This window comes from Anaerotruncus sp. DFI.9.16 (assembly GCF_024461615.1).
GTDB classification, from domain to species: domain Bacteria; phylum Bacillota; class Clostridia; order Oscillospirales; family Ruminococcaceae; genus Anaerotruncus; species Anaerotruncus massiliensis.
Genome location: NZ_JANFZX010000007.1, coordinates 58,886 through 78,651, shown reverse-complemented (window position 1 = coordinate 78,651; position 19,766 = coordinate 58,886). Strand labels below are relative to the sequence as shown.

At 55.5% G+C, this 19,766-nt stretch carries 24 protein-coding genes; 6 read left to right on the top strand and 18 right to left on the bottom strand.

The genetic code is table 11. From position 1 onward, the window contains the following. Positions 1 to 20: 20 nt before the first annotated feature. The 12 genes from NE609_RS05325 to NE609_RS05270 all read right to left on the bottom strand — a co-directional run bounded on the left by NE609_RS05325 (position 21) and on the right by NE609_RS05270 (position 9,798). On the bottom strand, positions 21 to 377 hold the full coding sequence (locus tag NE609_RS05325) for a DUF3793 family protein (protein ID WP_110440240.1): 357 nt from the start codon (positions 375 to 377) through the stop codon (positions 21 to 23). A gap of 44 nt (positions 378 to 421) precedes the next feature. Next, positions 422 to 1,213 carry a class I SAM-dependent methyltransferase gene (locus tag NE609_RS05320; protein ID WP_055245618.1) on the bottom strand — a complete coding sequence of 264 codons (792 nt, stop codon included), beginning with the start codon at positions 1,211 to 1,213 and terminating at the stop codon, positions 422 to 424. Positions 1,214 to 1,357: 144 nt separating this feature from the next. Continuing rightward, positions 1,358 to 2,134 carry a ZIP family metal transporter gene (locus NE609_RS05315; protein WP_256151944.1) on the bottom strand — a complete coding sequence of 259 codons (777 nt, stop codon included), beginning with the start codon at positions 2,132 to 2,134 and terminating at the stop codon, positions 1,358 to 1,360. A 27-nt stretch (positions 2,135 to 2,161) separates the two neighbouring features. Further along, positions 2,162 to 2,863 carry an L-2-amino-thiazoline-4-carboxylic acid hydrolase gene (locus NE609_RS05310; RefSeq protein ID WP_256151943.1) on the bottom strand — a complete coding sequence of 234 codons (702 nt, stop codon included), beginning with the start codon at positions 2,861 to 2,863 and terminating at the stop codon, positions 2,162 to 2,164. Positions 2,864 to 2,878: 15 nt separating this feature from the next. Next, positions 2,879 to 3,484: a class I SAM-dependent methyltransferase gene (locus NE609_RS05305; RefSeq protein WP_256151942.1), complete on the bottom strand. Its 606-nt coding sequence runs from the start codon at positions 3,482 to 3,484 to the stop codon at positions 2,879 to 2,881. Between the two features lie 193 nt (positions 3,485 to 3,677). Next, the gene (locus NE609_RS05300) at positions 3,678 to 4,256 is read right to left on the bottom strand and encodes a TetR/AcrR family transcriptional regulator (RefSeq protein WP_256151941.1); all 579 of its coding nucleotides are present in this window, start codon (positions 4,254 to 4,256) and stop codon (positions 3,678 to 3,680) included. A gap of 226 nt (positions 4,257 to 4,482) precedes the next feature. Further along, a complete protein-coding gene (locus NE609_RS05295) occupies positions 4,483 to 5,928 on the bottom strand; it encodes a carbon starvation protein A (RefSeq protein ID WP_134107467.1) in 1,446 nt (481 codons plus the stop codon). 193 nt (positions 5,929 to 6,121) lie between these two features. After that, positions 6,122 to 6,868 carry a LytTR family DNA-binding domain-containing protein gene (locus NE609_RS05290; protein ID WP_205490656.1) on the bottom strand — a complete coding sequence of 249 codons (747 nt, stop codon included), beginning with the start codon at positions 6,866 to 6,868 and terminating at the stop codon, positions 6,122 to 6,124. A 41-nt stretch (positions 6,869 to 6,909) separates the two neighbouring features. Beyond that, positions 6,910 to 8,646, bottom strand: a complete 1,737-nt coding sequence (locus NE609_RS05285; protein ID WP_256151940.1) for a LytS/YhcK type 5TM receptor domain-containing protein — start codon at positions 8,644 to 8,646, stop codon at positions 6,910 to 6,912. Further along, positions 8,646 to 8,894 (bottom strand): hypothetical protein, encoded by a 249-nt coding sequence (locus tag NE609_RS05280; RefSeq protein WP_177809362.1) that lies wholly within the window; start codon positions 8,892 to 8,894, stop codon positions 8,646 to 8,648. The genes NE609_RS05285 and NE609_RS05280 overlap by 1 nt, the downstream gene beginning before the upstream one ends. Positions 8,895 to 8,902: 8 nt before the next feature. Further along, positions 8,903 to 9,412, bottom strand: coding sequence for a ferritin (locus NE609_RS05275; RefSeq protein WP_256151939.1), 510 nt, complete (start codon positions 9,410 to 9,412; stop codon positions 8,903 to 8,905). Further along, entirely contained in the window at positions 9,409 to 9,798 is a 390-nt protein-coding gene (locus NE609_RS05270; RefSeq protein WP_134107477.1) for a Fur family transcriptional regulator, read from the bottom strand. The genes NE609_RS05275 and NE609_RS05270 overlap by 4 nt, the downstream gene beginning before the upstream one ends. Positions 9,799 to 9,994: 196 nt before the next feature. Between NE609_RS05270 and NE609_RS05265 the strand changes: the two genes are divergently transcribed. From NE609_RS05265 to trxB, 4 genes are read left to right on the top strand one after another with little or no spacing between them, the layout of a single operon-like run. Next, on the top strand, positions 9,995 to 10,417 hold the full coding sequence (locus tag NE609_RS05265; RefSeq protein ID WP_256151938.1) for a rhodanese-like domain-containing protein: 423 nt from the start codon (positions 9,995 to 9,997) through the stop codon (positions 10,415 to 10,417). A 2-nt stretch (positions 10,418 to 10,419) separates the two neighbouring features. Further along, positions 10,420 to 10,836, top strand: a complete 417-nt coding sequence (locus NE609_RS05260; RefSeq protein WP_256151937.1) for an Rrf2 family transcriptional regulator — start codon at positions 10,420 to 10,422, stop codon at positions 10,834 to 10,836. A 12-nt stretch (positions 10,837 to 10,848) separates the two neighbouring features. Next, a complete protein-coding gene (trxA, locus tag NE609_RS05255; RefSeq protein ID WP_256151936.1) occupies positions 10,849 to 11,169 on the top strand; it encodes a thioredoxin in 321 nt (106 codons plus the stop codon). 10 nt (positions 11,170 to 11,179) lie between these two features. Continuing rightward, on the top strand, positions 11,180 to 12,103 hold the full coding sequence (gene trxB / locus NE609_RS05250; RefSeq protein WP_256151935.1) for a thioredoxin-disulfide reductase: 924 nt from the start codon (positions 11,180 to 11,182) through the stop codon (positions 12,101 to 12,103). Positions 12,104 to 12,815: 712 nt separating this feature from the next. On the opposite strand, the gene NE609_RS05245 is transcribed toward trxB, so the two are convergent. The 6 genes from NE609_RS05245 to NE609_RS05220 form a co-directional block, all read right to left on the bottom strand. Beyond that, positions 12,816 to 13,733: a DUF4300 family protein gene (locus NE609_RS05245; RefSeq protein ID WP_256151934.1), complete on the bottom strand. Its 918-nt coding sequence runs from the start codon at positions 13,731 to 13,733 to the stop codon at positions 12,816 to 12,818. 270 nt (positions 13,734 to 14,003) lie between these two features. Next, positions 14,004 to 15,602, bottom strand: a complete 1,599-nt coding sequence (gene hcp / locus NE609_RS05240) for a hydroxylamine reductase (RefSeq protein WP_172678065.1) — start codon at positions 15,600 to 15,602, stop codon at positions 14,004 to 14,006. A gap of 23 nt (positions 15,603 to 15,625) precedes the next feature. Beyond that, positions 15,626 to 16,315, bottom strand: a complete 690-nt coding sequence (locus NE609_RS05235) for a DUF2249 domain-containing protein (RefSeq protein ID WP_256151933.1) — start codon at positions 16,313 to 16,315, stop codon at positions 15,626 to 15,628. A 4-nt stretch (positions 16,316 to 16,319) separates the two neighbouring features. Beyond that, a complete protein-coding gene (locus NE609_RS05230) occupies positions 16,320 to 16,577 on the bottom strand; it encodes a DUF2249 domain-containing protein (protein WP_134107492.1) in 258 nt (85 codons plus the stop codon). A gap of 25 nt (positions 16,578 to 16,602) precedes the next feature. Beyond that, positions 16,603 to 16,758 (bottom strand): rubredoxin, encoded by a 156-nt coding sequence (locus NE609_RS05225; RefSeq protein ID WP_256151932.1) that lies wholly within the window; start codon positions 16,756 to 16,758, stop codon positions 16,603 to 16,605. Between the two features lie 33 nt (positions 16,759 to 16,791). Beyond that, positions 16,792 to 17,505, bottom strand: coding sequence for an ATP-binding protein (locus tag NE609_RS05220; RefSeq protein WP_256151931.1), 714 nt, complete (start codon positions 17,503 to 17,505; stop codon positions 16,792 to 16,794). Between the two features lie 87 nt (positions 17,506 to 17,592). On the opposite strand from NE609_RS05220, the gene NE609_RS05215 reads away from it, so the two are divergent. Next, positions 17,593 to 18,288 (top strand): Crp/Fnr family transcriptional regulator, encoded by a 696-nt coding sequence (locus tag NE609_RS05215; RefSeq protein WP_256151930.1) that lies wholly within the window; start codon positions 17,593 to 17,595, stop codon positions 18,286 to 18,288. A gap of 428 nt (positions 18,289 to 18,716) precedes the next feature. Then, a complete protein-coding gene (locus NE609_RS05210) occupies positions 18,717 to 19,505 on the top strand; it encodes a CPBP family intramembrane glutamic endopeptidase (RefSeq protein WP_110440229.1) in 789 nt (262 codons plus the stop codon). Positions 19,506 to 19,766 lie beyond the last annotated feature (261 nt).

Here is a 19,766-nt window from a genome sequence, read left to right as displayed (position 1 = left end):
CTTTTCATGATTTTATATGATCAAACCGCGACGGCAAGCTGCTCCAGCTTCAAGCCGCTTTGCCAGAGTGTGCAGTAGATCTCCGTACATTTTTTGTATTTTGCGAACAGTGAGCGCGCCTTTTCCTCGTCGCCGTAGACCTTCCAGAGCCCCGCGCACTTGAAATCGTTCGCACGGTGGTCGATGAAGCCCTTTACATCCTCCGGCGGGTAGCTGAGAAACAGCCCTACCTCATGCGGAAACTCTCCGCTCTCGTCTCCTTTGAATGTTTTCCGGTTAGCATACTCTAACCCTATAGCCCTTGAGAAGCCGCCCGAAGGCGGCTCTTCAAAAATCACCGACTGCCGCCGTGAACGGGCGTCATGGTTCTCTGCCAAGTAAGCCTCGGATGCAGACCGGCATTGCTGATGTCATCGCCGCCTTACTTCCTTCCCACCAGCAACGTTGAGCCGCGAAGCATCAGGCGTTTGGCCTCCTTCGGCGTCATAAAGCTGCCATCGGTCGTGTCCATCAGCTCCACGCGCTCATAGCCCATATCCCTGAGCTTTTGGACAAATGCCTGCATATCGCCGTATCTACCGGGCGACATCAGGTCGTGGATGGCAAACGTTCCGCCCTTTTTCAGCACACGTAACGTTTCCAACAGAAGCGCCTGCTTGTCTTTCCCCGCGATATTGTGATAGACATAATTGCTGGTCACCGCGTCGAAGCTCTCGTCGGGGAAATCCAGCTTCACTGCGTTCCCACGTTGGAACGAAGCGTTTTTCACGCCCTCCGCAGCAGCGTTTTTTTCGCACAGCGGCAGGCTGAAGGAGGCGTATTCCTTGCCCCAGCGGTCGATGCCGACCATTTTTCCCTGGGGATTGCGCTTTGCACAGGCAATGGTCAGCGCGCCGCTGCCGCAGCCGATATCCAGTCCCACGCCGCCCTCCGGCAGCGTGATATGCTCCGCCGTGCCGTCAATGATCTGCTTTGAGAGCTTGCGCTCGCCGTCATAGGAAAAGCTCCGATAGGCATACACGCACCACTGGGTGTACTTTGCACAGACGACAAAGGCGACTCCGAATACCACGCCCAGCACGACGCGCAGCTTTCCGCTCACTTCGATGCCGAATACGCCGAAAACCAGCAGCAGCGCAAGCGATAGTGCTGTTCCCGCAATGAGCGAAAACATCATTCCCTTGGGGATCCAGTTTTTGTAGTCAGGCTTCATTCTTGGACTCCTTTCTTTTCTAACGGTCCTCATGCGAAAATCCCTGCGGTCGTCGCCGCGTCTCAGCGTTTTCGTTCGATGCCGGGTGCAGACCGCGTCATAGGTAATATCATAGCTGTCGCAAAAGCAGCGGCACCTCCGCGCCTATCCCAGCGCCACATCCAGCGTCATCATGACGCTGAAGCCCACGGCAAAGAAAATCGTGCCGATGTTGGAGTGCTTTCCCTGCGACATTTCGGGGATCAGCTCCTCCACCACCACATAGAGCATGGCGCCCGCCGCAAAGCTCAGCAGATACGGCAGCGCCGGGATCACAAGCTGCGCCGCGAGAAGCGTCAGCACTGCTCCGACAGGCTCCACCACGCCGGAGAGCACGCCGCCGAGAAACGCCCTGCCCTTGCTCTCGCCCTCCGCCCGCAGGGGCATGGAGATAATTGCCCCCTCGGGGAAATTCTGAATGGCGATGCCCAGCGACAGGACAAGTGCGCTGGCCGCCGTGATCTGCGCGTTCCCCGCAAGGAAGCCCGCGTACATCACGCCCACCGCCATTCCCTCCGGGATGTTATGCAGGGTCACTGCCAGCACCATCATGGTGGTGCGGCCGAGCCTGCTTTTCGGGCCCTCCGCCTGATTGCTTCCCACATGAAGGTGGGGAATCAGATGGTCGAGCAGGAGCAAAAACAGCACGCCGACCCAGAAGCCGACAAATGCAGGAAGGAAGGACAGCCTGCCCATGCCCTCCGCCTGCTCGATGGCAGGGATCAGCAGACTCCATATCGACGCCGCCACCATCACACCGGCGGCGAAACCCGCAAGGGCGCGCTGCACCAAATTGCCAAGGGTTTTTTTCATAAAGAACACGCAGGCCGCGCCCAGCGTTGTGCCCAAGAAGGGAATCAGCATGCCGAGAAAGGTTTCCATTTATCTCACCGCCTTTGCGTTGCAGCATTATTTGTTCTTTCTGAACCCCGCCTCATCCCGGTATTCGGGATGTTCCTTTAGGTGTGGGTCTTTATCGCCGCATATAGCATAGTCGCATTTGCAGCCGTCCACACAGGTGGTCGTCCGCACCAACCTTGCGTGGAGCAGCTCCATGGAAGCAAAGTCCACATTGCACAGGGCGGGCATGATGTCCGTAAGGCCGTGCCGGATGGCAAATTCCGCTGCCGGACTCGACGTAAACTCATAATAAATAGGCTTGTCGGTTTCATAAGGTGCAACCGTCATCTCGTAATCGTGCCATTTGTCGCAGCCGCTTTTCGCCCGCACAAACGCTCTGTACATCAGCTTCCTCCAGAACGGCTTGTTGCAGTCCACAAAGCGCAGCCTGCGGAAGATCGGCAGGATCAGGTTTTCTTCCATCTCTTCGATCTCGCGGAAGGATGTGACGGGGTTGCAGACCGTGTAATAGCTCATAATGGCGATGCAGTCGTAGGTGCCGCCTACGCCGTTGTGGAAGTTCCGTTTGCCGCCTAAATCGGTGCGCCAGTCGGAGAGAAAGTCCGCATACTGCCGCTGTACCTGTTCCCATATCGTCTCCCGCTCCGCTTCCGGGTAGTGCAGGGCGATCTTCGCCCGTATCTCCTTCTTGCAGGGCCGGGAATACAGCACATGGCATTTGCGGTCGAATAGGAGCTTCTTGTCCTTCATCTGTCTGCTTCTCCCTCATTTCCGCGCCGTGACGCAGAGCCAGCTTTTCTTTTTGTGTATCTGCACATCGTGAAAGCCCGTCTGCTCCAGATACGCCTTCAGCTGGATGTCCTTGTAGATGGTCATGCCGCCGATGATCTCCGTCCACCTCTCGTCCTTGTCCGAGTCGCCATTGCTCTCGTTGCAGATGAGAAAGTTCCCGCCGGGCTTCAGCACCCGGTAAACCTCCCGGAAGCACCGAGGCAGGTCAGGCCAGAAATAGACGGTCTCAAAGGCCGTGACCGCATCGAACCAGTTATCGGCAAACATCATATCCGCCACGCTGCCTTGCAGAACGGCGCAGCGACCCTCCGCGATGGCGGTCTCGTTGACCTTTTTCGACTTCTCCACGCTGACGGGAGAATAGTCGATGCCCTTGACAATGCCCTGCGGGCATTTTTTCAGAAGTCTCTTCATGTTCGCACCGCCGCCGCAGCCGCAGTCCAGCACTTTGGCGTCCGTCGCGGCATTCAGAAATTGAAGACCCCACCGGGCCACGGCGCCGTGCCCGACGTTCATCATGGCGACCATGAGCTTCCCGCCAAAGCCTACGGGCTTGCGGGTGTTTTCAAAGAATGACATATCACACCTCCATTTTTACACACTCGGCTGAAGCGATCGTACCAACCGGCATCTCTGTCCCAGAAATTCTTTCGTCCTTTCATAGCCGTCCTTTTATCTGCGGGAAATAGCTAACCGATGCTTGTGCGGTTTTGCGGTTAGATGCAGCTAACCGCCTCGCCGTGGAAAAGCCGCACCTCTGCGGCATTTTGTCTTATTCAAATAACTCCCTGCAAGCGCCGCATACCAGCGTTTGAAGCGCCTGCGGGTACAACTCCCCGATCTGCTCCCTGTGGGAGACCGTCAGGATCAATCCCCGAACTGTAGCGGCGGCAAGAGAAACGCCGCGCTTAGGCACGAGGTCGTGTTTCTCCAGCAGCTCACGTATGTGCGCTTCGCCGTCGTGATAATGCTCCCTTTTGACGGGTTCCGGAAGCCTTTGCAGGAGCAGCTTCGCGTCGTTTTCGATGAAAACCATATCGCCGGTGTCGGAAAGCCGCTTGCAAACGGCAAGAACCGCCTTTGCCGTGCGCTCCGATGGCGGCACGCCGCCATTTTCGCTCAACGCCCGGTCAGCTACATTGTAAAGCTCCGAGTGGACTCCCTCTAAAACCGCGAAGAAAAGCATTTCCTTGGATTCGTAGAATTTATAAAAGGAGCCCTTGGCGATACCCACGGCCTTCGTCAACTGATCCACGGAGGTCTTCTTCATTCCTAACGTCACCGCGCAACGTCTCGTTTCCTTCAGCAGCGCCTTGCGAAGCTGTTCGGTTTCGTAATCGGTAAAAGCCAAGACTGTGCCTCCTTGAAATATGACCACTTCGGTTCTTTCAGTCATATTATACCGTGTTTCCTTCAATTTGGCAAGGGGCGGGATAAATATACTGCGTTAAAAAGCAAAAGACAGCGCTTGGGCGGCTATTGCCGCGGAGCAAAATAAATCAGGGGCGAAGTCATTCCCATGAATGTCCCCGCCCCTTTGCGTGTTCTATATTATCTTCGACAGCCTATCTTACGGCTTACTGCGCTGATTCGTAAGGAGTTTCCTGAACAGGCGTGTTGGCGTTTTTGCCCTTGCCCATTACGCAGCTCCACAGAAACACCCCGAGGCAGGCCGCGGCGAAAGCGATTCCCACCGGATATGCAACGGAGGTGGGGAGCTTAAAGCCCTCCTGCGCCATCAGTATATAGGTGCAGGATACGGCGGACATGAAGCTCGCAGGAACCACGGTGATCCAATAGTTCCTCTTCCTGCGGAACAGGTACACGCTGGCCGCCCAAAGGGCGATCATGGCAAGGGTCTGGTTGGACCAGGAGAAATACCGCCATACGATCTGCACATCTACCTGTGTCAGCACCGCGCCTACGGCGAGCAGCGGCACGGTTAGAATCAGGCGGTTCTTGACCGGCTTCTGATCGTAGTTAAACCAATCCGCCAGGGTCAGCCTCGCGCTGCGATAGGCGGTATCCGCGGAGGAAACGGGACAGGCGATAACGCCTATCATGGCGATCACCGCGCCCACGGGGCCAAGCAGGGTAAAGCATATATCGTATACCACTACGGACTGTCCCTGAGAGAGAGCCTCAGCAAGGCCGCCGGTACCGTTGTAGAAGGCCACTCCCGCAGCAGCCCATATCAGGGCTATGATGCCCTCCGCCACCATAGCGCCGTAAAATACCTTTCGTCCGTCCTTTTCCGTCCTGATGCAGCGCGCCATCAGTGGCGACTGAGTGGCGTGGAAGCCGGATATGGCACCGCAGGCCACGGATACAAACATGATGGGCCAAATGGGAGTGTTAGATGGATGCAGGTTTGTCAGGGTGATCTCGGGGATGTGGTAGCCCTTTAGCAGTATGCCGCCGCCCACGCCGAGCGCCATGACGATAAGGCATATACCAAATACCGGGTAAATTTTACCAATCACCTTGTCGATGGGGACGAATGTGGCGATGAAGTAATAAATAAGCACCACGACCAGCCAGAACTTGGTATCCAGCACCTTAGGGGTGAGCATGGCCAGAAGATTGGCAGGGCCGGTAGAGAAGGTAACGCCCACGAGCACCAGCAGCACCACGGAGAACACGCGCATCACCTGAAGCATACCCTTGCCCAGGTAGGTTCCGGTAAGTTCGGAAACGCTGGCACCCTTATGCCGCATAGACATCATGCCTATCATAAAATCGTGGACTGCGCCGGCAAAAATGGTGCCCAATGTGATCCAGAGAAATACGCTTGGGCCCCAACACGCGCCGGCAAGCGCGCCGAATATCGGGCCAAGGCCTGCGATGTTCAAAAGCTGAATGAGAAAGACCCTCGGCGTGCTCATAGGCACATAGTCCGCGCCGTCCGTCATGGCAAGGGAAGGCGGCGTCCTGTCATCGGAGCCAAAAACCTTCTCCGCTATTTTCCCATAAGTGAAAAAGCCTACGATCAAAACCACAAGACATACAAAAAAGCTAATCATTCTTTTTCCCTCCTTATTTTCTTTTTGTACGGTTCCATCTTCCGTTTATCCGAGGTTTTGGGTATTTTGTATTATACATAAAAGAAAAGTTAAGGGAAGCTTATTTGCGCCAAGTGTATATTGCGCTGTGTAAAGTGTAAAATGCGCGGCATAAACGGAGCCAGCACATCGGCTGCCGGCTCAAAGCGTCTCTTTAGAAATCCCAAAGCTGACGCAGGGTTTTTATCTTTTCCCTGCTCACGGGCAGTATATTTTGCTCATAGCCCTGCATTTTAAGGGCAAATCCATTATTGGCCCAGGGGAGGATCTCGCTTATGTAGCTCAAATTGACCAGAAAGCTCTTATGTATCCGGCAAAAGCCGCTGCCGGCGAGCTTCTTTTCGTATTCTCCCAGCAGCGCGTTTTCAACGTAATCCTTGCGGGTGGTGTGGATAACGCATCCCCGTCCCAGGGTTTCGATATATACGATCTGGTCAATATCCAGCAGCACGATAGTCCTGTTGATATTCACCGGCAGGCGGCGCGAGGTATGGAGCTGTTCCCTGCCCTGCCGCGTATCCGCTGCTTTAGCAGCCTCGCCCTCCAGTTCCCTGCGGCACTTTTCCAGCACGGTATGCACCCTCGCCGGGTCAAAGGGCTTTAGCAGGTAATTGTTTACCCCCAGCTCAAAGGCCCTTACCCCGTATTGGGAATAAGCCGTGGCAAAGACTATCTGGGCGGCGGGCAGCAGCTTTCTTGCCGCGGCGGCTAACGTCGTGCCCTCCATATCGTTTAACCCGATATCCACGAACAATATATCAAAGTCATTCTCGCTCATCAGCGCAAGCGCGCTGCTTCCGCTGTCCGCCTCTGATATCTCGCTCTCCGGCATCGTATGCAGTATCTGATATATCAATTCGTTTCTGGCGGAGCGCTCGTCGTCTATCACCGCAATTTTCATACGCTTTCTCCCCCGTTCATCCTTCATACCCATGCTTTGCCTCAAACCGCCCGTCCCTGCGCCGAAATCGCCGCAGGCTCCCCAAGATCCTCGATCTTCCCCAAGGGGATGCGAAAAGCCACCCGGGAGCCATTTTCTGTAACGGTGATCTGTAATCCCCCTTCCTCTCCGTAAAGGCTTTGCAGCCGCTTATGCACATTGAGCAGGCCAACGCCCTTGCCTTGCCCTGCCTTTAAGCTCCGTACCACCTCGTCGGGTATGCCGGAGCCATGATCCGTCACAGCGATGACCGCCGCATCCTCCTTTGTCTCCGCGCTGATGTTTATAATGCGGAAGCCCCTTTTATCCACGCCATAGCGCACCGCATTTTCCACAAGAGGCTGCAGGATAAAAGAGGGCAGGACGCAATCCAGCTCCTCCTCAATATCAAATTCCACAGCCAGCTTTTCTTCAAAGCGGGTCTGCTCCAGCTTGAGATAGTTCATTACCTGATATAGCTCTGTGGAAAGGCGTATCATGTATTGTTCATTCTCCAGGGTCTGCCTATAGTATAAGGACAGGGTCAAAAGCAGCTCTCTGGCTCTGTCCGGGTTTTCGCGGCATACGCTGGATATGGTGTTCAATATGTTGTACAGAAAATGCGGGTTGACCTGATTTTGCAGGGCCCTAAGCTCGGCCCGCTTTCTCAGCCGCCTCTGATAATCCAGATCCGAAAGCTCAAGCTGGGTAGAAAAAAGCCGGGCCAGCTCCGTGACGATTATCAGGTGGGGCTTATAGCCATGCCAACGCTTTTTCACGATGATAGCCAGTGAGCCCACCACCTTGTCCTGCTCCACGAGCGGCGCGGCGATCACCACATTACCCTCCAGCGCCGGACAGAAGATCTCCCGCTGATCGCCTTGGGCGGTATATATCTCCATCAGCGCATTTCCCGTCCGGATTGAGTCGGGTATGGGCGCGATGAGCGGGCAATGCTCGAGCGCCTCAAATTCGCCCCCTCCGCCGACCTTTGCCAGCACCTCCTTAGCGTCAGTTATCATGACCGCCTCGCAGTCGGTGGAGCGGTGGATTATCCTCACCGCCTCCGCCATATCCTCCCTGCTGTGCAGTCCGTTTCTTAAATGTGGCAGGCTTTTTTCCGCAATGGCAAGGGCTATCCTCATTTTCTCACCGTACAGGCTTTCCTCCATCAGAAAAATACGGTTGAAGACCCCGATAAATACCATCATGCCAAAAGAATTCATCAGTATCATGGGAAGGGCTATCTTCTCCACCAGCGCGATCGCCGCCGAGTATGGCCTCGCCACCAAAAGGATGATGGCCATCTGCCCCATCTCAGCCACCGCCGTGAGTAAAAACAGCTCCCCGCCTCCGATTTCCCCCGCCTTGAATTTGCGGGAAAACGCAGCCCCTATGGCGCCCTCCATTATGGTAGACAGGGCGCAGCTTACCGCAGTAAAGCCGCCGATGTCGAAAAGATATCGATGGATCCCTCCGATCAGGGCGGCTCCGACGCCCACGTACGGGCCGCCCAAAAGCCCCGCAGCCATCACGCCGATGACGCGGGTGTTAACGATTGCGCCCTGAATAGGCACCCCGATATAGGTGGAGCAAATGCTGACCATGCCAAAAATCAGGGAAAGCCAAAGCCGGCTGCGGAATGTCTGCTTTTCCTCCAGCAGGAGGGCCCTCACCGGTGGCAGATTGGTCAGCATGGTAGCGATCAGAACGAGAAGCCCTATATTGAGAAGCAGGTTAAAAAGCATGCTGTCCGCCATTATCCGTTCTCATCAGGCAGCTCCGGATCTTCCTTGGCATTCTCCGTCGCGCCTGCCTGTTCCTTAGGCGTCCCATCGCAATTCCTGCCCATCCTGCAATAATGCGGACAGCCGCCGCAGAGCTTGCCGCCCGCCTTCGCTCCCTTTTTTCGGGAATCCTCGATGAGCCAGTAGGCTCCACCTATCAAGGCAAGCACCGCTATCATCACGGCCCAGTCTACCGGGGTCATATTTGCAAATACGCTCATCTTCTCTTTTACAGCACCAGGGAGGGCGCGGTGTATACCCGGGCCTTCAGCTCACTGTTGAGCATATACAGCCCCTTGCTGTCTCCGCCGAACATCTCCATCTTTGTGATGAGGTCGGCGGCGTTCTTCTCCTCCTCGCCCTGCTCCTTGATGAACCAGTCCAGCATCTGCATGGCGCGGAAGTCCTTGGCCTCGTACGCGGCGGCGTAGATGGCGTCGATGCTGGCGGTAACGAGTCTCTCATGCGCCAGCGCCTTTTTCAGCGGAGTCATGTGGTCACCTCGCTCCCACTCCGGCTTTGCAATGGCCTCAAAGGTGACGCCCTCGCCGTTGTTCTGCAAATACTGATAGAACAGCATGGCGTGATCCCGCTCCTCCTGCGCCTGCACCCGGTACCAGTTCTCAAAGCCGTCTAAGCCCACGGAGGCGTAGTAGTTGGCAAAATCCAGATACAGATAGGCAGAGTAGAACTCCTTGTTGATCTGCTCGTTGAGCAACTTCGATACGTTTGCGTTCATAGGTCTCCTCCTTCAGTGTTGTTTTCTTCCTGTCCCCTGCAATCGGGACAGATATACCGGATTTTAAGATCATACGAGAGGATCTCCCGTCCCAGCGCCCGTTCGATCTGGCTCTGCATATCCGGCAGGTGAACGTCTGCGATTTTCCCGCACCGACTGCAAATCAAGTGATCGTGCCGCTCCGTTCGGTCGTACCGGTCCGGCGAACCCGACTCCGTGATGCGGTGCAGCAGGCCCTCCTCTGCCAAGGCATTCAGATGCTTATACACGGTGCCAATGGCGATACTGGGATGCTCCCTTTTCATCTCCAGAAACACCTGCTCCGCCGTGGGATGCTGCTGCAGCTCCGTTACGGCGGCCAATATCTCCTCTGCGTATTTTGGCATACTGCCAACTCTCCAAATACAAGAATAAGTCTTATTCTTTTGCTTTTATTATACCTATATTTTTTTCTCTGTCAACAGTCACAAGGGTCTTGCGCCCCAAAATTGCTTCAAAAACCTTGACAGCCTAAACTGTATCTGTTATAGTCACAGTATAAACTGTATCAGCGATAAGCACAAATGTTTTGGAGGTGTATTTATGCGTCAGATATTGCTTTTTGCGCTTCTTGCCGCCTCGCTCGCGCTGCTGAGCGGCTGCGCGCTGTCCAAGACAAAAACGGACACGGCGGAGGACATGACAGGCAAGGCGGCGTATCAGAAGATCAGCGCCGAGGAAGCCTATGAGATGATGGCTTCGCAGGAGGTCGTGGTGGTGGACGTTCGCACTCGTGACGAATACGACGGCGGACATATTGAAAACGCCGTCCTTGTGCCCAATGAGAGCATCGGGAGCGAAATGCCCGAGACGCTGCCCGATAAGGATGCGACGCTGCTGATCTACTGCCGCAGCGGCCGCCGCAGCAAGGACGCCGCGGAAAAGCTGCTATCGCTGGGGTATCAGAGAGTCTACGACTTCGGCGGCGTCATCGACTGGCCCTACGAGCTTGTGAAGGAGGGATAATTGTGGACAGTTCTTTTAATCTGGCCGTCCACGCGCTGGTCTGCCTGAGCCACAGCGGACGCTCCCTCAGCAGCGAAGCGCTGGCGGAGAACATCTGCACCAATCCCACCCGCGTCCGCCGCGTCATGGCGGGGCTAAAAAAGGCAGGCATGGTGGAGACCCGGGAGGGCTTGGACGGCGGCTACCGCCTGACGGCAGACCCGGCGAGCCTTACCCTACGGCAGGTGGCGGAGGCAGTGAATACCCGCTTTGTGGACTGCGCGTGGCACAGCGGCGACATTGACCGGAACTGCGCCATCTGCTCCGGCATGGCGGGCGTGATGGACACGCTGTACCGGCAGATGAACGAGCAGTGCGCCGCCTACCTCTCGCACATTACGATCACAGATATTGAAACACAACTTTTTGCACAGAAATAGGAGGATTTTACGATGCTTACCATTACGACCAACAGCTTTGAAAACGACGTTCTCCGCGCGGACAAGCCCGTGCTGGTGGATTTCTGGGCCCAGTGGTGCCCCTACTGCCGCCGTATTGCCCCGGCCTTTGACAAGGTGGGGGAGCAGTACGCCGACACGCTCATCGCCGGCAAGATCAACTACGACGAGGAACCGCAGCTCATCCAGCGCTTCGGCATCGACACCATCCCCACGCTGATGCTCTTTAAGAACGGAAAAGCGCTCGGCTCCATTGTCGCGCCCGCCTCCAAGGCGGCCATCGAGGCGTTTATCAAGGAAACGCTGGAGCAGTGAGGACACGATTATGGAGCAGATCTATGATATGATCGTCATCGGCGGCGGTCCCGCCGGATACACCGCCGCCCTGTACGCCGCCAGAAGCGGGCTTTCCACACTGGCGCTTGAAAAGCTCTCCGCCGGCGGGCAGATGGCGCTGACGGAGCAGATCGACAACTATCCGGGCTTTGAGGACGGCATCGACGGCTTTACGCTGGGCGAAAAAATGCAGCAGAGCGCGGAACGCTTCGGCGCGGTGACGGAGCTGGCGGAGGTGTACAAGGCAAGCCTTTCCGGGAAGATCAAAACGCTGGAGACCAGCGAGGGTGTCTTTCAGAGCCGCACGGTGGTCATCGCCACCGGCGCGTCGCCCCGCTCCCTAGGCGTTCCCGGCGAAGAAGCGCTTGTTGGAAAGGGCGTTCACTACTGCGCCGCCTGCGACGGCGCGCCCTATCGGGGCAAGACCGTGGCGGTGGTGGGCGGCGGCAATTCCGCCGCGGCAGACGCCCTGACCCTGTCCCGCATCGCAAAAAAAGTCTACCTCATCCACCGCCGGGACAGCCTGCGGGCGACGAAGGTCTATCACCAGCCGCTGATGAACGCACCCAACATGGAGTTCTGCTGGAACAGCACCGTTTCCGCACTGTTGCACGAAAGCCGCCTGACGGGGCTTCGCCTAAAAGACGTCAACACCGGCGCAGAACGTGAGCTTGCCTGTGACGGCGTGTTCATCAGCGTGGGACGCGCCCCGGCCACGGAGCTGTTCCGAAGCGAGCTGGCACTGGACAAGTCCGGCTATATCATCGCGGACGAATCCACCCGCACGAATCTTCCCGGCGTGTTTTCCGTGGGTGACGTGCGCACCAAGGCGCTGCGGCAGGTGGTCACCGCCGTATCGGACGGTGCGGTGGCTGTCCACTATGCAGAGGAATATCTGGCGGAGAATCGGTAAAGGGGCTGCGAACGATCCTCTCATCGGCAGTTCATGTCCGCAGGCAACACGATTGCGAGCCTTGCCTCATAGGGGTGCAGGGTAAGAGAATTTAAGGAGACAATATATGTGGCTGTTTTTAGGAATTTCTGCGATCATTTTTACAGGATTTAATTTGATTTGCTCTTTTAAAAGTAAAATGAAAAATGGTTTAGATTCGGAGCTATTTCTTTCACTGCATTGACCGTATGTTCCTTTTATTCAGACGGAGCGATGCGTGTGCTAAATGAAGATTGGGGAGGCTTGATGGATATCATGCCAACCATGAGCAAGGCTCTGGGGGTATGTGTAGGAATATCGATTTTATTAAACTCTGTTTCGCTCTTTAGAGAGAAATAACCACATCTCTATCCCAAGGACAACGCCCTCGGCTGCACACGGCAGGTCTGTGCCTTTGCCGTAGCCTACGTGAAATTTGAAAAGCTGAACGCCAATGCTTGTATATGATAAAGAAGCAAACTAAAAATGACAGCTTTCTCTAAAGATTTCACGCATATTTTAGCAGGAACATCGCCGTTGCGGCAAGCAATGCAAATTAACATTCTATGATTTGAAGTCACTTTGCAGCGTTGATGCGCTTTATCTGGTTTTCTCCACAGCTTCAGCGGAGGATAATATAAGAAATCCCCGATCGGAGTCGGGGATTTCTTATATTGGCAGCAACGCGCAGTCCTTAGTCGAGCACGGAGCTTCCGCTATCCGGGTTTGGACGCCAGCCGTCCATAAGCTCGTCGTTCTCCATGATAAAGGGGCTCGCCGTATTCTGTCCCCATGAGGTGTCATATTTCCCCATAAGATAATCGCTCAGCGCCGTTCGGTCCGCAAAGCGCAGCATCCGGTACGGCTCCTGAAAGGCGACCTTTTCTACAAAGTACAGCGTCCCGTCCTCCGCCGTCAAAAGTACGCCAACATGCCCGACAAACAGCAGAGATTCCTCCTCGGTCGGCTTATCGTGGAAGAATACCGTGATGAGGCGGATCCGTTCATTCTCCCGAAAGGCAACGCCGCGGGATGCCCATTCCTCTTGTACGGTTTGCACATGACGCTTGATCTCCGTGGTATCCTCCGCCTTCATGGAGGAATACAGTGCTTGGAAATCTGCAAGGCTGCTTCCGCCCAGCGCATCGGGATCTGCTTTCAGCGTTTCCTCGTCCACAAACAGCACATCTTCACCGGTATTGATTTGAGAGTCCGCGCTCACGGAGAGGAAGTCCCCAAACAGGCTCATGGCGGTGATCCGGCAGTTATAGCCCGGAAACGTCCCGTTCTTCGCCGTCCATTCGTCCTGCATTGCGTAAGGGTCATATTTCGTATATAGCAGCTCCGCTTCCTCAAAGCCATCCGTAAGCCATTCCTGCTTCACGCTGTCATTAAAGCGGTCCACACGGCGGAAAAAGCTCTGAATACGCCCGTCCGACACGCCTGTGTCGGAGAGCAGCTCCTTCAAAAGTTCCCTTGATCCGCTGTCGTTCAGGTTCGTGTACTCGATCCTATCCAATGCCGGTCGCTGCTCGGCCGCGCCGCAGCCTGCAAGTATGGCGGCAATAAGCACAATACATAAAATAAAAATGCCATCCCGTCGTGATCTCATAGTCCTAATCTATCCTTTCTTTGGCGATTGCCCGGTTTGCTGAGGTTATTATAGCACCGAGCCATAAATCTTATGTTAAGATACAGATGCTGGGTTGTTGAAGCAAGCAGTTTTCTTCACTTCTCCGGGTGTTCTGACATGAGAAGTATTATCTGGAGTCGGCGGCGTATAGGAGTATCGAAGCAAAGAACCAAAAAGCAAACGCTCATGAGTGCTTTCAATAAAGGGCGGCTGCGGAGATGTTCCTCTCCGCAGCCGCATTATGGTTTGTCAGCGCTTCAGCAGCACCTTCAGATCCTCCTCCGGCGTGGTGACCGGGGCAATATGAAAGTTTTCCACGAGATAGTTCAGTACATTCGGCGAGAGGAACGCCGGCAGGGTGGGGCCAAGGCGAATATTCTTGATGCCCAGATGCAGCAGCGTCAGCAGGATACACACCGCCTTCTGCTCATACCACGAAAGCACCAGAGACAGAGGCAGGTCGTTGACCCCACAGCCGAACGCCTCCGCCAAGGCCAGCGCGATTTTGACAGCCCCGTAGGCATCGTTGCACTGTCCTACATCCATCAGCCGCGGCAGCCCGCCGATGGTCCCAAGCTCCAGGTCGTTGAAGCGGAATTTGCCGCAGGCCAGCGTCAGCACCACAGTGTCGGCAGGCGTCTGCTTGACAAACTCAGTATAGTAGTTCCGTCCGGGACGGGCTCCGTCACAGCCGCCCACCAGGAAAAAGTGTCGGACGGCGCCGCTTTTTACCGCACCAATCACCTGCTCCGCCACGCTCAGCACCGCGCCGTGGCCAAAGCCGGTCATGACCGTGCCGCCGCCGTTGATGCCGGTGAATGGCTTGTCCTCGTTGTAGCCACCCAGCGCCAGTGCCTTTTCGATGACAGGGGTGAAATCCTTGTCCTCACCGATGTGGGTGATTTCGGGATAGGATACCACCGCCGTGGTGAACACACGGTCGGCGTAGCTCGCCCGTGGAGGCATCAGGCAGTTTGTGGTGAACAGCACCGGCGCGGGGATGTCGGCAAACTCCTTCTGCTGGTTCTGCCACGCCGTGCCGAAGTTGCCCTTGAGGTGTGGGTATTTCTTCAGCTCCGGATAGCCGTGGGCTGGCAGCATTTCGCCGTGCGTGTAGATATTCACGCCCTTGCCCGCCGTCTGCTCCAGCAGCAGCTTCAGGTCGTGGAGATCATGGCCGGTGATGACGATGAACGGCCCCTTCTCCACCGTCAGCGGAACGGTCACGGGCGTGGGTGTGCCATAGCTCTCGGTGTTGGCCTTGTCCAGCAGCGCCATGCACTGGAGGTTCTTTTCGCCGACCTCCATCACGATGGGCAGCAGCTCGTCCATGCCCCAGTCCTCGCCTACGGCAAAAAGTGCTTTTCCGAAGAAGCGGTTTACCTCCTCATCGGCATAGCCCAGTACCATGGCGTGATGTGCATATGCCGCCATGCCACGCACACCGAAAAGGATCAGGGATTTTAGACTGCGCACATCCTCCTGTGCGCTCCAAAGCAGGTGCATGTCATAGTCGTCGTTCCGCCCACAGCGAGAGGTGCAGCTATAGCAGTTGGGCACCAGCCGTGCCTTTTCCGCATGTACCCGGTCAATCAAATCCCGGATAGTCTTTTCGTTAAAGTTCACATTGGTGACAGTGGTGAACAAGCCCTCGATCATCAGCCGCCAAGTCCCCTCATTCGTATCCGGGGCATTATCTACCGCACGGGACAGTCCAACCAGAGCGCCAGTCAGTTGATCTTGAAGCTCCGCCACCTCAGTGGTTTTGCCGCAGACGCCGGCTTTTCCAGTACAACCAGCGCAGCCTGCCGTCTGCTCGCACTGAAAACAAAACATCCTGTTATCCATTGTCGTTCGTCTCCTTCTGCTTTTTAGTTCAGAACCTGCATCTCCGGGTTCTTCTCTCCGAATTTCTCGCGCAGCGCACTGCAGATATCCTCCCGGGACTTGCCCTGCTTCTCACCGTTTTTAATGAGCTTGTACGCCTGAAACAGTGCCGAGGGGCCGATCTCGCTGCTGAAAAAGCCGATACCCTGATTCCATGCCAGCAGCTCGAACACATCGTCCAGCGCGGCGCTCTCCACACCGTGGATATATGCCTTTACCAGCTCCCGCGCCGCCTGCCTCATCCGTCCCGCACCGACAGCGTTGGTCAGGGACAGCAGCAGCCGCGTTTCGTAGGGCAGTACGCGTTTCTCGCTCTGCCATGTGGTCTCCCAAAAATCCACGGCGATCTGCCCCAGCTTTTCATCGATCATGGGATAGTTCAAAAGAGCCAGCGGCTTGAAGGGAGCGGAGCTGTCGCCTTCCTTATTCTCCACACGGCAGAACCAGACATGGAACTCCGCCTCACCCCGCTGCTCGGTGTGGTGCTCGTAGCCCAAACCCTCCATGACAGCGTACAGTGGATGCGGCTCAAAGGTCTGGATGATGTGTAATCCTTCGCCCACCTCCAACACCTCGGCTCGTTTCCTCAGCCCTTCAAAAAAGCTTCCCTGTATATGGCGCACATCCATGGTCTGAAACCCCTGCGCTTTGTCCTTCCAGTTTTCGTAGCTCATACGGTTATTCTCCTTTCCTCACTCGATAAAACCAGACGTGGTATTCGCTGCCGCTCACCTTCTCCGTGTGACGCTCAAAGCCCATAAGAGCCAACACCGGGTACAGAGGGACAGGCTCGAAGGTCTGGATGATATGCAGTCCTTCGCCGTTTTTCAGCGCGGCGGCCTTTGCCTTCAATGCGGGGAAGAAGTCCATCTTTTTGCCCCGCACATCCATCACTTCGAATGTGCCGATTTTGTCCTTCCAGTTTTCATAACTCATAGTCTTTGCCTCTCTTGCAGAAAGCTCACGCCTCCTCGAAGCTGTCCTTTCCCACGTGGCACAGGGGGCATTCAAAGTCCTCCGGTACCTCGCTCCAGGGCGTTCCCGGCGCGATGCCGCCCTCGGGATACCCCGTGCTCTCGTCGTACTCCCAGCCGCAAACGGTGCATACATACTTCATCGTGCGTCTTCCTTTCTTTTTCTAATGATTTTGTTATTCCTCTTTCAGCCGGCCGTCCACCGTGACGGTGACCACCTGCCACGGAATGAATTTCCCGCTCTGCTGGAGCGCTTTTTTCGCCGCCAGTTCCAGCCCGCCGCAGCAGGGCACCTCCATGCGCACGACGGTGACGCTCCTGATATCGTTCTCCCGGATGATCTCCGTCAGCTTTTCGGAATAGTCCACGCTGTCCAGCTTGGGGCAGCCCACCAGGGTGATGTGCCCCTTGATGAACCGCTCGTGGAAGGCGGCGTAGGCGTAGGCGGTGCAGTCGGCGGCGATGAGGAGCCGCGCGCCGTCAAAATACGGGGCGTTCACCGGCACTAACTTGATCTGCACCGGCCACTGGGAAAGGCAGCTCGTCTGCTGGGCTTGCGGCGTTTCCACGGCGGGCGCGTCCTGACGCTGAATATCCCGGGACTGGCTGCCGGGGCAGCCGCAGGACAGGGTCATGCCCTCTTTCCGCATTTTCCGCTGCTTGTTCTCCATGACGGCTTTTTCGTCGTAGGCGGCGGCCTCCCGCTCCACAAAGGTGATGGCCCCGGTGGGGCAGGTGGGCAGGCAGTCCCCCAGCCCGTCGCAGTAATCGTCCCGCATCAGCTGCGCCTTGCCGTCCACCATGGCGATGGCGCCCTCGTGACAGGCGGCGGCGCAGGCGCCGCAGCCGTTGCATTTATCCTGATCGATTTCAATGATCCGTCGTTTCATGTTCAGTCCTCCTGTTGCTTTTGTGCGTTCATTGTACTATACTAAAAGCAACAAGTCGGTTGAATTTTCAACGAAAGAGGACTTTTTATGAAAGAATTTTTTCCGGTGCTCCATACGGCGGCGCTTTTCTCCGGCATTTCCGACGATGAGCTTGCCGCCATGCTCTCCTGCCTTGGGGCAAGGATCGACACCTTTCCCAAAGGCTCCCGCCTGCTCCGCGCCGGAGACGCGGTGGAGGAGGTGGGCCTTGTGCTGGCGGGCAGCGTCCTCATCGTGCAGGAGGATATCTGGGGAAACCGCAACATTCTCTCCAAGGCCGGGCCGGGGCAGACCTTTGCGGAGGTGTTTGCCTGCGCGCCGGGGGCGGTGCTCAACGTGAGCGTGGAGGCGGAGAGCGCGGTGACGGTGATGTTTCTGCGCGTAAGGCGCGTTTTGAGCGTGTGCCCCTCCGCCTGCTCCCACCACAGCCGGATCATCCGCAACCTGCTGGGCGAGTTGGCGGAGAAAAACCTGCGGCTCAACGAAAAACTCACTCACATGGGCCAGCGCACAACGCGGGCAAAGCTGATGTCCTATTTTTCCGCCGAGGCGCAGCGCCGGGGCGGCTACGAGTTCGACATTCCGTTCTCCCGCCAGCAGCTTGCGGATTACCTCGGTGTGGAGCGCAGCGGACTGTCGCTGGAGCTTGGAAAAATGCGGGATGAGGGCCTGCTCGACTTTCACAAAAGCCACTTTCTTCTCAAGGCGCCAGAGACGGGCGGTCTTCCTCCTTCTGCGCGTTAAGAATCTCCCCTTCAAGCCCCCTTTGGGCGTATTGGAAAGTGCGGATACACCGGGCAGAATATTGGGCTTTTACAGAAGGAGAGCGCAACTACGAACCTTCAGAGATTGACAAGGTAGCGTCAGCTCGTACAATCTGATTTGATCATACCCACAGCCGCTTTGGCTGTGGGTATTTTCTATTTGAACTCCAAAAGCTTTGCAGAACTCAAGGAGCCTAATGCCAAATTCAGTATGTCACCAGCTATGAGGAAAACATCCTTTAGAGAAAGGTCAAAACTCAAATGATTCGGCAAGGAAGATGAACAGTGTCCTTTTGCAATGCCGCTTCCGAAAGATTACAACTTTCCCCCTTAACGAAGACTTTAAGTTAAATCTGTTATACTGCTGCAGTCCCCTCAAAAATACAGACAGGAGAAAAAATTGACCGTATGATGAAAAAAAGATATTTCGCTATTCCCATTCTTGCAATCGCGCTGCATTTTTTGCTGTCCAATCTATTATATTTTCTTGTGGAAAGGCTCGTTTTGGATGTTTTTCATATCCCCCCGCAGCAATTTATGAAACACTCATATTGGGGCGAGATTTTGATCTACGCTGTTCTTATCCTCGTATTCTTCACGCTCTATAAACTGCTTTGGAGGAAAGATATAAGCGAACCGCGCACAGCGACAAATTTCAAAGATGTGCTCGGCAGTCTGGTCGTGGGATTTGGCATTTGCGGGATCTCCGGTCTTTGGATCATGCTGGCAGAACAGCTTCCCTCGCTGCAAAAAAGCGTTGAGGCAATGAACGCCGGTGCTGAAAATATTGCCGGCGGAAATGCATTTGGAACATTTATGATTGCGGTGATTGCTGCACCTGTTGTAGAAGAAATTCTGTTCCGCGGCATTGTGCTTCGCTCCATGCGGAAATTCACCCCCGCTTGGGCCGCGATTCTAATATCATCTGTACTCTTCGGTGCTTATCACCTGAATATCGTGCAGGCTGCCTATGCTACCTTCATGGGTATTGCCGCAGGAATACTTTACGAGAAGAAAAAGAACCTGCTGTTTCCCATCCTCGTGCATTTCGCAAACAACCTCATTACTATGCTGCAGGGCTTTGCGCCATCCGAAGTGAATGAACTGATCAGCATTTTCATTCTGATCATGATCGCTCCGGCAGGGTATGTCGTCTGCCGCTCACTTAGGCAGGGCAAAAGAGCAGATAGCGTGTAAGGTTTTTACACAATGTATAAAGCATACAGCGGCACAGAGCAAACTCTCTGTGCCGCTGTTTTTTAGCTTCGTAATAGATTCAGCATGGAAAAAGGAACCGGGGCACAGTAAGCAGCGCCAAAGCCGCGGCAGCTCTTCTTATCTGACCAGGTATTTCCACAGAAATCTGATCCATCTCCATGGTCGCCGATCAAGGAAGCAGGTACACACGGTTGAAATGACCGTCCCCAAGCCTCCAAAGATATTCAATGACCACAGGGC

Coding starts and splice junctions, on each gene's coding strand:
- NE609_RS05320 (WP_055245618.1), bottom strand. CDS start 1,213: ATGAAGCCTGACTACAAAAACTGGATCCCCAAGGGAATGATGTTTTCG.
- NE609_RS05315 (WP_256151944.1), bottom strand. CDS start 2,134: ATGGAAACCTTTCTCGGCATGCTGATTCCCTTCTTGGGCACAACGCTG.
- NE609_RS05310 (WP_256151943.1), bottom strand. CDS start 2,863: ATGAAGGACAAGAAGCTCCTATTCGACCGCAAATGCCATGTGCTGTAT.
- NE609_RS05305 (WP_256151942.1), bottom strand. CDS start 3,484: ATGTCATTCTTTGAAAACACCCGCAAGCCCGTAGGCTTTGGCGGGAAG.
- NE609_RS05295 (WP_134107467.1), bottom strand. CDS start 5,928: ATGATTAGCTTTTTTGTATGTCTTGTGGTTTTGATCGTAGGCTTTTTC.
- NE609_RS05290 (WP_205490656.1), bottom strand. CDS start 6,868: ATGAAAATTGCGGTGATAGACGACGAGCGCTCCGCCAGAAACGAATTG.
- NE609_RS05285 (WP_256151940.1), bottom strand. CDS start 8,646: ATGGCGGACAGCATGCTTTTTAACCTGCTTCTCAATATAGGGCTTCTC.
- NE609_RS05280 (WP_177809362.1), bottom strand. CDS start 8,894: ATGAGCGTATTTGCAAATATGACCCCGGTAGACTGGGCCGTGATGATA.
- NE609_RS05275 (WP_256151939.1), bottom strand. CDS start 9,412: ATGAACGCAAACGTATCGAAGTTGCTCAACGAGCAGATCAACAAGGAG.
- NE609_RS05270 (WP_134107477.1), bottom strand. CDS start 9,798: ATGCCAAAATACGCAGAGGAGATATTGGCCGCCGTAACGGAGCTGCAG.
- NE609_RS05265 (WP_256151938.1), top strand. CDS start 9,995: ATGCGTCAGATATTGCTTTTTGCGCTTCTTGCCGCCTCGCTCGCGCTG.
- trxA (WP_256151936.1), top strand. CDS start 10,849: ATGCTTACCATTACGACCAACAGCTTTGAAAACGACGTTCTCCGCGCG.
- trxB (WP_256151935.1), top strand. CDS start 11,180: ATGGAGCAGATCTATGATATGATCGTCATCGGCGGCGGTCCCGCCGGA.
- NE609_RS05245 (WP_256151934.1), bottom strand. CDS start 13,733: ATGAGATCACGACGGGATGGCATTTTTATTTTATGTATTGTGCTTATT.
- hcp (WP_172678065.1), bottom strand. CDS start 15,602: ATGGATAACAGGATGTTTTGTTTTCAGTGCGAGCAGACGGCAGGCTGC.
- NE609_RS05235 (WP_256151933.1), bottom strand. CDS start 16,315: ATGAGCTACGAAAACTGGAAGGACAAAGCGCAGGGGTTTCAGACCATG.
- NE609_RS05230 (WP_134107492.1), bottom strand. CDS start 16,577: ATGAGTTATGAAAACTGGAAGGACAAAATCGGCACATTCGAAGTGATG.
- NE609_RS05225 (WP_256151932.1), bottom strand. CDS start 16,758: ATGAAGTATGTATGCACCGTTTGCGGCTGGGAGTACGACGAGAGCACG.
- NE609_RS05220 (WP_256151931.1), bottom strand. CDS start 17,505: ATGAAACGACGGATCATTGAAATCGATCAGGATAAATGCAACGGCTGC.
- NE609_RS05215 (WP_256151930.1), top strand. CDS start 17,593: ATGAAAGAATTTTTTCCGGTGCTCCATACGGCGGCGCTTTTCTCCGGC.
- NE609_RS05210 (WP_110440229.1), top strand. CDS start 18,717: ATGATGAAAAAAAGATATTTCGCTATTCCCATTCTTGCAATCGCGCTG.